Raw genomic sequence first — 12,153 nt, 5'->3', positions numbered from 1 at the left:
ACTCTACTCCTGACTTACCCGTTGGACGCGTGCACAGGTCTGCGTCAACTGTGTCATGGCTGAGCCTAACTCATTGGCCGACTCCGGTTGGAGAGCGGCCGCCTCAAGCGTTGCCGCGACCTGGCTAACCGGCAAAAATCCGTAGCCGCCAGCCGAGCCCTTGAGCTGGTGGGCCAAGCGACGCAGAGCGTCTGTGTCTCCGCCGTCGTACGCCGCCTGAATGTCTTGAACAAATGCCGGTAGCCGCTCGACGAAACCTTCGACTAACTCCTGCATTTCCGGGTCGCTGGCATAGGTACTGTGAATGGGTTTTTCTGTATTCGGTGTCTCAGTTGAGAGTGCGGCGGATTCAACTGGCGGTAAATCGCCGTCCCGCGCGCGCTGAAGATACGATTGCACCGCGGCAAACAGTATCGACCGGGAGATTGGTTTGGTGAGATAGTCGTCACAACCAGCGGCTATGCAGCGCTCACGCTCGCCCGCCATGGCGTGAGCTGTCAATGCTACGATTGGGCCGGCATAGCCCTTGAGGCGTAGTTTGGCTGCGGCCCCGTAGCCGTCAAGGCGAGGCATCTGCATATCCATCAGAATCAGATCGTAAGGCTGCTCGTCATACAGAGCCTGCAAGGCTCTATCCACGGCTTGTTCCCCGTCCCCGGCGATGTCTACTTCGAGCCCCTGACGCCTAAGAATAGTGGAAATCAACAGCTGGTTATCCAGACCATCTTCCGCCAATAAGATGCGACCTGACAGCTCCTCCGAAACATTGGACAGAAGCGTTTCTGTTTCATGGTCATCCGGGTGAAGGAAATGCTCGGCGACCATTTCCGCATCCACGTCCACGGGCTGTTGCATTACCAATCGAAAAACGCTGCCCTCACCCAAGCGGCTCTCCACTTGGATTTCCCCGCCTAGGACCTTAATGAGTGCCCTACATATCGCCAGGCCGAGACCGGTTCCCCCGTATTTCCGGCTGGTGGACAGGTTAGCTTGTTGAAACGGCTTAAAGAGTTCTTCGATCTCCTCCTCACTCATACCGATACCGGTGTCGCAAACCGCCAACTCTAGCCTGGAGGCTTCCGTTCCCGGGTCCAGGCAACGACAGCGTAGAGTTACAGAGCCCCTATGCGTGAACTTGATGGCATTGCTGATTAGGTTGAACAAAATTTGGCGGATACGCATGGCATCATTATGTATACAAATCGGGATGGGAGTGTCGTACACCACATTAAAGTGCAGCCCCTTCTCGTGAGCCCGCACCTGCATGACGGACACCACTTCATGCAACAATTGGTGCAAAGAAAAGTCCGCCCGCTCTACCTGCACTTTATCAGCCTGCAACTTGGACAGATCGAGTACGTCATTGATTAAACCGAGCAAGTGCTGGCCGTTGCGCCTGACCGCTTGGATATAGTTCAACCGATCACTCTCGCCCAGGCCGGGATCCAGCAGCAAGTCGGCGAACCCCAGAACAGCCGTCAGGGGCGTACGAATTTCGTGGCTCATGTTGGCCAGAAATTCGCTCTTAATGCGTGATGCTTCTTCGGCCCGATTAGTGGCCTCACGTAACACCTTTTCCACTCGCTTAGAGCGGGTGATGTCGTGAAATACCATCACCCCACCCAGTTGTTCGCCATTACCGGTCCACAAGGGCCGGGCGCTGGCACTAATATGCACATCCTCTCGCTGCCCTCGTCTGCGAACGATCAGCTCCTCGTCATCCACGGATTCCCCTGCTATAGCACGAGCAAGGGGCTGCTCTTCTGATCGCAATAAGGTTTTGCTGTCGGCGTGAACGAGCCCATACTGCTCACTCCAGCCTTCGGGACCGCTGTCCGTTTCGTCCTGGCCCAACAGTTCCCGGGCGGCGGCATTGAAAACCAGAGGCTGTCCCTGCATATCCACTACAATCACCCCCTCAATCATGGACTCGAGAACGGTGCGGAACATGGCCTGCTCCTTGAGGGTCACCCACGTGTCCTCGCCTTTCTGGCCAGCGGGAAACAGCGCTTTTAACTCACCCTCAAGGGCCTGTATATCGGCCTCAAGGCCCGCCAGTGTGCCGGTATGGCCATTCGACTCGGTCGATTTCAGCCACAGGCGCACTCGCTCCTGCATGCTCGCAATTTTCTGCTCCGAGTTCATCACCGCCCCTCTTTGCTTAACACTAATATGTACCAGCTTGGCACAGATGCCAGGGGTTTTCATCTCACGGGGGGCTTTGTGGGATATACAGGGTTAGAGGGTATTAACGTGTGAAAATCTGACAGCTACAGCGAGCCACGTACCAATGGCAAGCTGCAGCTTAGATTTACTCAACTCTGGCAACAATGAACGAGAGAATGTCTTTTGCTGTGGTGAAGTTGCTTAGATCCGTGTAAAGCTCCCCATCTGCACCCGAGTGATGGCCGTGACCGATAATTGACAACAATTGCTGGCCCGGCGCGCTTGGGTCTATGGTGGTGGCGTAAATCAAGGATGGCTGGCCGGATGAGCCGGATCCACTGTAAATGGGATCATCCGGGAAACGATCTGGAGTGTAATATTCATTAAAGTTATAACTGCGATTGACTTCCACCAGCAGACGGTAACGTCCCATGCGCGGTGCAGGCAAGGAAATGAGGTAATCGCTTTTTGGTGTCGCGCCGCTGATGCCGTCCAGGTCAGCATTGGCTTCATGGGGCGCGAAGAAGCCGTCGCTCTCTTGAATGCCGCGGCTGTGGCTCCAGTACGGCAGTGCTTCCGGTCGGCGTACGGGTCCGTCTTCGGTATTGCCGAAACCCGATTCGGCGCTTTTTCCGGTGATATAAAGCGTATCAATGTACTTGCCCTCCATGGTTTCCATCCACACAACGATTTGCGGCACGCTGGTGTAAGTAAAACCCAGGAAAGCCGGTTGCGGATCGGATTCATACGCACTGCCAGCTTTAATGAACAGTTCAAGCTTGGCCGAATCGTCGCCAGCCGTCATATCAATTAGCGTATAAGTTGCGGTGATCGGTTGATTGGATTTTTGGAGTTTTTCCCCCAGCTCCATGACAGACGCGAAGGGTGCCATGCCGAATATTAAACCGGTGACCACTGTTAGAAAACCCAACCCTGAATAGAGCATAGAGCGCCGGCCGATTTTTTTCTTAAGATGGCTAGCATACACTTTGAAGTTGTTCTTGAAGTGAAACGCAGTACCGATCATGAAGAATATCGACGCCCATATATGAATGGCACCGATGAAGTAATTCCAGGGTAACGCATACAGAAGTATGCCGGTGGTCATCAAGGTGATAAACACCAGGGAGATAACGACGGTGGTGGTTGTTCTGAAGTTCATGGGGTTATCCTGATGTTGGCCTGTATTGGCTTGATGTTGGAGTAGCGATTCGCTGTTACTAGTGAAGAAACGTCGGCCTCGCAGTATGGTATGGCAAGACCGACGCCGATGGCTGCTTCTTCAGTTAGATCTAGCGGCCCTTTTTTCCGGACATCATCATGAACTTGGAAAAGTCCTTATCTTCGGCCCACTCCCCGATGTTTTCTTGGAACTGCTGATATTCCTCTTCGGTGAGAACCACCTTTAGCTGCTCGATCTGATCTTGAATAAAGGCGGGGATTTCGTCCTTGCGGCCGTCCATCGCCAGATCCTTTACTTGTTTGAAGTCACTGAGAATTTGTTCTGCTTCGTACGCGCGGGCTTCATCCAAATCAAGGTTGGTCAGAAATTTATTGGCGCCTTCGCAGTCGGCTTTGGAGCCAGCGTAAGCCAGGCTGCTGATACCAACGAGTACTGCGCAAACAAAAATTAGCTTTTTCATAGTATTTTCCTCTGTTCCGTGTATGTGATTTTGGTTGCCTCTCTCAACCGTTTCGGTGTACGCCAGAGACAGGGTTAAAGTAACCAAACACTGAGGAAGGAAAGTGACGGGAATGTGAAAGGAATGTGCAAGTCGCCTGAATGGCGAACAGGCAGTCTCATCTTAAAGGAGTGACCGAGGGCTACAGGTGGGTGAAATGGAGACGATTAGCCGCAGAAGCGGCACGGTATGGCTTCAGGAGGTGAGTTTACAGAACGCAAATGCTTGAGAAGAGCCGGGAACGGAGGGCGAGAGCAAGTACGAGCCTAAAGGCGAGGTAACCCGCCTCTTCAGGGCGCTTCGTACTTATACCCGCTCCCATACACGGAGCGGATCAGTTCGGTGCTTAATTCAGGGCTAATCAGCTTTTTGCGCAGTTTCTTGATATGACTGTCCACAGTGCGGTCGCTGACCACGCGATAGTCGTGATAAATATTGTCCAAGATGTACTGGCGCGAGAAAATTCTGCCCGGATGGGAGAACAGCAGCGAAAAGAGCTTAAACTCAATGGTAGTCAGTTCAATCGTCTTGCCAAAAAGTGTGACGCACAAGGCGTGCTCGTCGAGTAGGACATCGGATGGTGACTCCGAGCCCGGCTGCGCGCTATCGCTATGGCTACGGCGCAGCACCGCCTTTACGCGAGCCACTAGCTCGCGAGGGCTAAACGGCTTACACACGTAATCGTCGGCGCCCAACTCTAGTCCTAACAGGCGGTCGATTTCCTGCACTTTGGCGGTCATCATGATGATTGGCGTAAAGTTGCGGTTACGTTGCGCCTTACAAACTTCCAGGCCATCAAGACCGGGCAGCATCAAGTCAAGCAAAATCAGATCGGGCGCATTGTCCGCCAACCAAGCGTCGGCCGTGTCACCCCGTTGAAACTGTACGGTTTGATAACCGTCGGCTTGCAGATAGTCGTCGACCAGCTGAGCCAATTCCGGCTCGTCTTCTACAATGCAAATTAAAGGCGCGGACATAGGGTTCCATCTCTTAAGTAATTGTTATTGGGTTTTTGGCAATGTGACTCGGATAGCCAAGCCGCCTAAGGGCGAGGCTTCAGCGGCGATCTCGCCCTGATGGGCGGCCACGATGTTTTTGCAGATGGCCAGCCCCAAGCCGGCGCCGCCCGTACTGCGGTTTCGGGAGGTTTCCAACCGGTACAGGCGCTCAAAGATTTTTTCATGCTTTTCGGGGGCTACCGCTGGGGCGCTGTCTCGAACCCACAGCGTCGCGTTTTCCCCGCCATCGACCAACTCAACCTGAATTTGGCCACCCGTGTTGGTGTAGCGAATGGCATTCTGTAACAAATTGGTGAGCAGCTGCTCCAAGCGTTTGGGGTCTCCGTGTATCGGTACCAGGTCACGCGCTGGGACTATGGCCTTGAGAGTCAACCCGGCTGCACTGGCTGCCGCTTGGTAATGCTCCACACACGATCGAGTCAGTGCGGCGAGAGAGAGGTCTTCTTTCTGATAATCGAGCGCACCAATATCGGAGAGTGTAAGCTCAAACAGGTTGTCGATGAGCCCGTTTAAGCCGGATATTTTCTCATTTAGTAATTCCAGAGTTTTCGGGTTGACCGGCCTCACGCCGTCCTGCATGGCTTCAATCTGCGCCTTGAGCACAGAAACCGGAGTGCGCATTTCATGAGAGATATCCGCAATCCAGTTGGCTCTGGAGTGTTCATTTGCCTCCAGCGTCTGCGCCAACTGGTTAAAGCCCTGACACAGCTGACCAATCTCGTCCTGGCTATTGACGTCCACCCGGCGCTTGTAGTCGCCAGACGCTAGCGCCATGGTGTTTTCCGACAAGGCGCTGATGGGCCTACTGATTCTTCGCGCAAGCAAGGTCGCAATCCCAATGGATATAGCCAGGATCACCAGGCTGATAACGGCAAAGATCCGCAACTGATGGGCCATAAAACGCCGGTCAACATCCCGAATCACTGCCGTGGGCTTCACGAAACCGATGTATCCCAGCTGCGGGTCCCCGTTGTTAATTGGCATCCAGCTAAGCTGCTGATTCGGTTTAACAACCCCCATCAAAAGGGTTTTATCGACGTCGTAGAGGCTGACGCTGCTGACGAACTCCCGGTAGTACTCTTGGGGCGAACGCCTCCTGCTGGACTCTGCAGGGTCCGATTGAGCGGTCATACGCGGGTTGTCGCCGGAGAAAATAATGGATTTTAATGTTAGCCAGCGCGTTGGGTCAGAGGTTAGCTCGTCGAAGGAACCGTCTTCGCGGTGAATGCTGACCAAGGCATCCTGCAATATTTCAAGCCGCTGCACGGCTTGCTGGGAGGTGTAGTCAAGGAAGCCACGCTTTAGGCTGTTGTGCATCAACAGATACATGGTCAGTACGCACAGCGTCAGTGTGCAGAAGAATGCCAGCCAGAGCTTGCGACCGATGTTAAGGCGCATGGAATGATCCAGTAATATAAGGGGTTAGAAGCCAATGGTAGCCATGTGACGGGGTAAAGAACAGGGCCCAAGCCTGTGCGCGGGCCGCTTTCACAGTGTTTTCACATTTACCAAGTCAGCAGGGCTCTCTTAAACCCACTCCCCAAGTGGTTTACACTTGAGTCGTAATGGCTTAGGCAGGAGGTGCCCGGTGCATCAACCCACTCCCTATCGCATTGTTCAACTTACACCTGACGACCTGGCACGAATGGACGCGCTGCTTACGCTCTTCGGCGAGGTGTTTAATGAGCCCGACACCTACTCCAAGAACCGCCCCTGCGCGAGCTATCTGCACCAACTATTGGGCAGCGACTACTTTGTTACCCTGGTGGCCCTGCAGGAAAAAGAAGTGATCGGCGGCCTGGCCGCTTACGAGCTAAAGAAGTTTGAGCAGGAGCGCAGTGAAATCTACATTTACGACCTGGCGGTAAAAGAATCTCACCGGCGACAAGGTGTGGCCACGGCACTGATTAAAGCCCTTCAAACGCTCGCCAAAGCCAGAGGCGCCTATGTTATCTTTGTGCAAGCGGACACGGGCGAAGTCGATCAGCCTGCCATTGAGCTCTATACGAAGCTGGGCAAGCGGGAAGAGGTACTGCACTTCGATATTTCAGTTAATGGGGAAAAGGCGTAATCTAAACACCACAGGCAATTTCTCTCAAGCTCAGGACAAGCAGCAATGAAAGGTTTCAAGAACATTTTGTACGTATGCGATGATCTAGTACCCCAGGGCACTGCGTTCGAGCGCGCTGTGGCACTGGCGGAAAACAACCAGGCGACGTTGACTGTCGTCGGAGTGGTTCCCACCGTGACCATGGGCATCGACACTGCCTCCCATAAAGCGACGCCGGTTCAATTACAGGAGGCGCTCGTCAAAGCACGCCGTGAAGAACTGACCACACTTATCGAACCTTTCCGAACACGCGCCGAACTCCATGTGGATATATTAGTGGGCAAACCCTTTCTGGAAGTCATTCGCGCCGTGCTGCTCAACCGGTACGACCTGGTGATAAAGGTCCCCGAAAATCCCAGTTTTGTAGAGCGCCTATTTGGCAGCGACGACATGCACTTGCTGCGTAAATGTCCCTGTCCCTTGTGGTTCATGAAACCAGAAGGGAAACCGGCTTATGAGCGCATTCTGGCCGCCGTTGACTTCGACCTAGAGTCGAAGGCTGATAGCAGCGAAGATCTTAATCAGCAAATTTTAGAGGCATCCAGTTCACTCGCCCTATCGGATTTGGCTGAGCTACACATAGTTCATGCCTGGGACGCCCCGGGGGAAATCACCGTTCGCACTTGGAGCGACAACCCAGACGAGGACAGCAAGCGTTACGTGGAAGGCAAACGCGCCCGCCATGAGCGCGCCCTGGCCGACCTGCGCAACCAACTAAAAGGCAAGCTAGGTGAAGAGGCGTACCACTACATTTCGCCCCAGTTGCATATGCCTCGGGGTTCCGCCTCCAAAGCGATTCCGGAAACTGCCAAGCAACTGCAAGCGGACCTGATCGTCATGGGCACCGTGGCGCGCACCGGTATCGCCGGCTTGCTGATTGGCAATACCGCGGAAGCCATTTTAGAACAGCTGCAGTGCTCCGTACTCGCCGTCAAACCCTCAGGTTTCGTCTCTCCGGTAACACTGTCGGATTAGATGTTCAAAGCCGCCGCTGGCCCAAGCCTGCGGCCGCTGCTCCTATTTGCCCGCCGTTCACCCGATTTAACCAACGGTACACCCGCCTTGGTGGCAGTCTGTGCACTCGTCACAAGGAGACTGTCTTATGCAAACTTTTCGAACCCTAACCCAATTTTTTCTTGCACTCTTACTGTTCGCTGCCGGCACTACCAGCGCTGATTCCCTCCCAACGGGCACCACTTTGGCATCTGGCCTCTACGTGGAGGTGCGCGGCAAGGGGCAACCAGTGCTGATGATTCCTGGGCTGAACAGCGCAGCGGCTACCTGGGACCAGACTTGCCAAGCCTTGCAAAGCGATGGCCTAGCCTGTCATTTGGTGCAGCTGCCCGGCTTCGCCGGCCAGAAAGCCTCCTCCTACGACGACTTTCTGGGCTCCATGACTGCGGCGCTCCTAGCTTATATTGACGAGGCCGACCTGGAACAGCCAGTGATCATGGGTCATAGCCTCGGGGGTTTTCTGGCGATGAAAATGGCCATCGAGGCGGAGCCGAATCAGCTTGGGTCGCTGATCATTGTCGATTCGCTGCCCTTCCTGCCTGCCGCATTTAACGAAGCCTTAAGCCCCGAATCCGCGAAACCGTTCGCCGAATCCATGCGCGAGAACATGCTCGTTGACGATGAAGACGCTCGCGCCGCTTCCATTCGCCACTCTGCCACTACCATGACTCGAGATCCGGAGCGAGTGAACACTTTGCTGCAGTGGGGCTTGGCCAGCGATGCGCACACGTCGGCTCAAGCCATGTACGAGCTAATGACCCAAGATCTGCGGCCACAACTGAGTCACATTCAGCAACCTGTTTTGATCCTTGGAGCATGGGCGGCCTACCAGAACTACGGAGCCACAAAAGAGAGTACTCGGTCGCGCTTTGAACGTCAGTATGCCAATATGCCGCAGTTTACATTGGCTTTCAGCGATGCCGGTTATCACTTTCTTATGTGGGACGACCCGGAGTGGTTGCTGGACGAAGTACGGCACTTTCTGCAATGAACAATAAAACGGACAACACACTGAACCGACAACTGATCCAGGCGCTTTTTTGGGGCGGCTGGACCACCTTGTACGTTCTTGCCAGTACACTGCCGGGGTATCCCCTCAAGTCCGGCTTTTTTTTGATTGCGTTTACCGTTGGGGTGGGCTGTTGGGGAGCCAGCGAAACGCTTCGAGCCATTGCACTGAAGCGCAGCTGGCTGCAACGCCCCGCCCTGCAATTACTCCCCAGGCTGGGGCTCACTCTGATGTTGCTGGCCGTGGGTGTGCAAGTGCTGGTGTTTTTGGTGCTGATACCCAGCTGGGGACTCGGCTGGGTCAGCCTGCCGGAGGGCGGGCCGGACTATCGCCCAAGCCGGGTGTTGATGTATTGGTTCAATACCCTATTTATGCTCGGCGTGTGGCTGGCGTCTTGGCTGGTGATAGAGTCGAGGGCTCGCAACCGCCGACTAGAACATCAACGGCTGGAAGACGAAGTGCAACGCCGGGTGCTGGAGCTCGACAGTTTGCGCGCGCGTTTGAATCCCCACTTTGTCTTCAATGCGCTAAACAACGTGCGCGCCTTGATCAACGAAGACACCGAGCGCGCTCGTGAGATGGTGACACGGCTTTCAAACACACTCCGTTACGCGCTTCAGCACACCCACGAAGTCAGCGTCAGTCTCGAACAGGAATTGGCTGTAGTCGAAGACTATTTGGCGATAGAACACGTTCACTACGACGAGCGTTTGCACGTGATACGCCGACTATCGGCGACGGCCATGAGCGCACACCTACCGCCCATGCTTTTACAACTTCTGGTGGAAAACGCCATAAAACACGGAGTTGCACACAACCCGCAGCCCAGCGAACTGGTCATCATCGCCACGGTTGAGCAGCAGGCCCTGAACCTGACCGTTACCAATCCCGGTACATTGAGACAAACTCGCGAAGGCGTGGGCTTGGCGTATCTGCGCGCACGTTTAAAAACTTGGTCGGCACACGCGGCATTCGACATCCACGAACATCAAGGGCTAGTAAAAGCAAAGTTGGTACTGCCTCAGGAGCGCGATTCATGAAAGTTTTAATCGTCGATGACACACGTTTGGCGCGCCAAGAACTCAAAACTTTGCTCAAGCCCCATACGGACATTGTCGAAATTCGCGAAGCGAACAGTGTGGACAGCGCTCTCGCCGCCCTCGCCGAGAATTTCCCCGATTTGTTGTTACTGGATATTCAGATGCCCGGCGGAAGCGGATTCGATCTACTGGAACAACTGGACCAAACCCCGGCCGTGGTATTTACCACGGCATACGATCACTATGCGGTTAAAGCCTTTGATGCCAATGCGCTGGACTACTTGGTCAAGCCCATAGATCCACAGCGGTTGACGCAAGCACTCACACGAGTACGGCAGCGGTTGCAGAACCAACACACCGCCCCAGAGCCGACTCCTGCGCGGCTCACAGCCAAGAGCCAGGTGTTTATTCGCGACGGCGACCAATGCTGGTTTGTCGCACTGGAGGACATCGACTTGATCGAGGCCGCCGGTAATTATGTGCAAGTCTCGTTTCGCCAACAGCGGGCAATTCTGAACCGAAGCCTAAATGCTCTGGAGGAACGCTTAGCCCCCACGCTGTTTTACCGCGCCAACCGCAGTTGCTTAGTTAATCTGCAACGCATTAAAAACATCGAGCCCTGGGTCAATGAAGGCTATTTGTTAACCCTGCGCGATGGCCAGCAAGTGGAGGTTTCTCGTCGGCAAGCGCGGCAGCTGCGCAGCCAGCTGTCGTTATAAACTAGCACCAACTCTACAGCTTCCAAATACTTTTTAGGTATAACCGCGCCAATCGCACGTTTGTTAAAAATTTAGGCGGAACAAACCTTTGCGGCCCGGTCTAAAGTTGGGACAACCCTCAGAAAAGGAGAGATGTATGTCTAGTACTACTGATCGACTCAAAGGTAAAGGTAACGAAGCTTTAGGAAAAGGAAAGCAAAGCGCAGGTGAGGCCACCGATAACGAACGTCTGGAAGCGGAAGGTCACGGCCAAGAAACCAAAGGAAAAGGTCAAGACATGAAGGGTAAAGCGAAAGACAAGATTAAAGAGAAAACTGATAAGTTCTAATGGCCGGAAACGGCAAGGAGGCCGTCGCCGAGCTGCAACAAACGGGCGTTGTTAAACACCCGTTTGTGCAGCTTGGCGGCAAAGGTCAGACGCTCTGGACGTTCGCCTAAAAAGTCATTACCACGTCCACTCTCATCAGAGAGGTAACGCTGCCATAGCGCGCGGCTTCAGCCCGTACCGAAATAGACTCGGTGACACGAAAACCGACGCCACCACCGACCATTCCTGCACCTGTGTCACTAAAGTTAGTACCCGCGCGAGCTTGCACCCACAGTGCGTCTGTCAGGTCGTACTTGGCTACACCGTTGATGTACAGACCTTCGAGACTTTCACTGCCACCAAAATCATAGGAAAAAGAACCGGTGGTAAACACACCCGCTTCCCCAGCCACGGTCAGCCCCCCGATCCGCATAAAATCCCAGCCTGCAAACCCCTGCAGACCCACGGCATCATCGAATCCACCTGACAGTGAGTTGTAGCTCAACCCACCACCGATGTAGATATTCTCTTTATCGAAATCCAAGAACTCCGGTTCATTGGCATGCGCCAGACCGACCCAACAAGAGCTGGCCACAAGGCCAACCAATACCCGCTTGGCAATTGACATGACTACTCCTCCCAGTTGTTTCAAAAACCAACCCGAACAGGATTGGGCGTTTTCCGTTACGGATGCACTTCTACTTCAACACACTGCGAGCTTAAACGCAAAAGCCCCCGAGTTCGCGATGGAAATCGAGGGCTTCTAATCTTAAATATTGGTCGGAGCGAGAGGATTCGAACCTCCGACCCCCTCGTCCCGAACGAGGTGCGCTACCAAACTGCGCTACGCTCCGATGCTACATGCCGAGCGCTCGGCAATGAGCGACAACCGAGGGCGGATTATAAGCACCTGACTGGTTTCTGTAAACGCCATAAAAAGAACCGGCACTGACTAGGTGCCGGTTCAAGCTTGGAGTACACAAAGGAAGCATCTCATGGCCCGCTTGAGCCTCAGGCTATTGGAAGCTCCAACAGAAGAGGAAACCGATAGCCAATTTAAGTATCGGCCGCTAGAGCGAGAACCGCC

12 protein-coding genes and 1 tRNA gene are annotated in these 12,153 nt (G+C 54.2%); 6 read left to right on the top strand and 7 right to left on the bottom strand.

Annotated elements, in window-relative coordinates; genetic code table 11:
* Positions 1-3 precede the first annotated feature (3 nt).
* The 5 genes from RBH33_RS13160 to RBH33_RS13140 form a co-directional block, all read right to left on the bottom strand.
* Positions 4-2,145 (bottom strand): ATP-binding protein, encoded by a 2,142-nt coding sequence (locus tag RBH33_RS13160; protein WP_306732666.1) that lies wholly within the window; start codon positions 2,143-2,145, stop codon positions 4-6.
* A 166-nt stretch (positions 2,146-2,311) separates the two neighbouring features.
* Complete coding sequence (locus tag RBH33_RS13155; RefSeq protein ID WP_306732665.1) at positions 2,312-3,328, bottom strand: DUF4405 domain-containing protein; 1,017 nt, start codon at positions 3,326-3,328, stop codon at positions 2,312-2,314.
* Between the two features lie 130 nt (positions 3,329-3,458).
* On the bottom strand, positions 3,459-3,809 hold the full coding sequence (locus RBH33_RS13150; RefSeq protein ID WP_306732664.1) for a hypothetical protein: 351 nt from the start codon (positions 3,807-3,809) through the stop codon (positions 3,459-3,461).
* 329 nt (positions 3,810-4,138) lie between these two features.
* Positions 4,139-4,825, bottom strand: coding sequence for a response regulator (locus RBH33_RS13145; RefSeq protein WP_306732663.1), 687 nt, complete (start codon positions 4,823-4,825; stop codon positions 4,139-4,141).
* A 24-nt stretch (positions 4,826-4,849) separates the two neighbouring features.
* Entirely contained in the window at positions 4,850-6,265 is a 1,416-nt protein-coding gene (locus RBH33_RS13140) for an ATP-binding protein (RefSeq protein WP_306732662.1), read from the bottom strand.
* A gap of 190 nt (positions 6,266-6,455) precedes the next feature.
* On the opposite strand from RBH33_RS13140, the gene RBH33_RS13135 reads away from it, so the two are divergent.
* The 6 genes from RBH33_RS13135 to RBH33_RS13110 all read left to right on the top strand — a co-directional run bounded on the left by RBH33_RS13135 (position 6,456) and on the right by RBH33_RS13110 (position 11,087).
* Positions 6,456-6,938, top strand: coding sequence for an AAC(3)-I family aminoglycoside N-acetyltransferase (locus RBH33_RS13135; RefSeq protein ID WP_306732661.1), 483 nt, complete (start codon positions 6,456-6,458; stop codon positions 6,936-6,938).
* A 45-nt stretch (positions 6,939-6,983) separates the two neighbouring features.
* On the top strand, positions 6,984-7,952 hold the full coding sequence (locus tag RBH33_RS13130; RefSeq protein ID WP_306732660.1) for a universal stress protein: 969 nt from the start codon (positions 6,984-6,986) through the stop codon (positions 7,950-7,952).
* Positions 7,953-8,079: 127 nt separating this feature from the next.
* Positions 8,080-8,982, top strand: a complete 903-nt coding sequence (locus RBH33_RS13125) for an alpha/beta fold hydrolase (RefSeq protein ID WP_306732659.1) — start codon at positions 8,080-8,082, stop codon at positions 8,980-8,982.
* Positions 8,979-10,040 (top strand): sensor histidine kinase, encoded by a 1,062-nt coding sequence (locus tag RBH33_RS13120; protein ID WP_306732658.1) that lies wholly within the window; start codon positions 8,979-8,981, stop codon positions 10,038-10,040. Before RBH33_RS13125 ends, RBH33_RS13120 begins: the two co-directional genes overlap by 4 nt.
* The gene (locus RBH33_RS13115; protein WP_306732657.1) at positions 10,037-10,759 is read left to right on the top strand and encodes a LytR/AlgR family response regulator transcription factor; all 723 of its coding nucleotides are present in this window, start codon (positions 10,037-10,039) and stop codon (positions 10,757-10,759) included. The genes RBH33_RS13120 and RBH33_RS13115 overlap by 4 nt, the downstream gene beginning before the upstream one ends.
* Positions 10,760-10,895: 136 nt before the next feature.
* Entirely contained in the window at positions 10,896-11,087 is a 192-nt protein-coding gene (locus RBH33_RS13110) for a CsbD family protein (RefSeq protein ID WP_306732656.1), read from the top strand.
* 106 nt (positions 11,088-11,193) lie between these two features.
* On the opposite strand, the gene RBH33_RS13105 is transcribed toward RBH33_RS13110, so the two are convergent.
* Positions 11,194-11,694 (bottom strand): hypothetical protein, encoded by a 501-nt coding sequence (locus tag RBH33_RS13105; RefSeq protein WP_306732655.1) that lies wholly within the window; start codon positions 11,692-11,694, stop codon positions 11,194-11,196.
* Positions 11,695-11,843: 149 nt separating this feature from the next.
* Positions 11,844-11,920 (bottom strand) — tRNA-Pro (locus RBH33_RS13100).
* Between the last annotated feature and the right edge of the window lie 233 nt (positions 11,921-12,153).

Origin of the sequence: Marinimicrobium hydrolyticum (assembly GCF_030848505.1) — a bacterium.
Classification (GTDB): domain Bacteria; phylum Pseudomonadota; class Gammaproteobacteria; order Pseudomonadales; family Cellvibrionaceae; genus JAVDDU01.
Note: the sequence above shows the minus strand (reverse complement) of the source record. Positions and strands in the feature narration are given on the sequence as shown.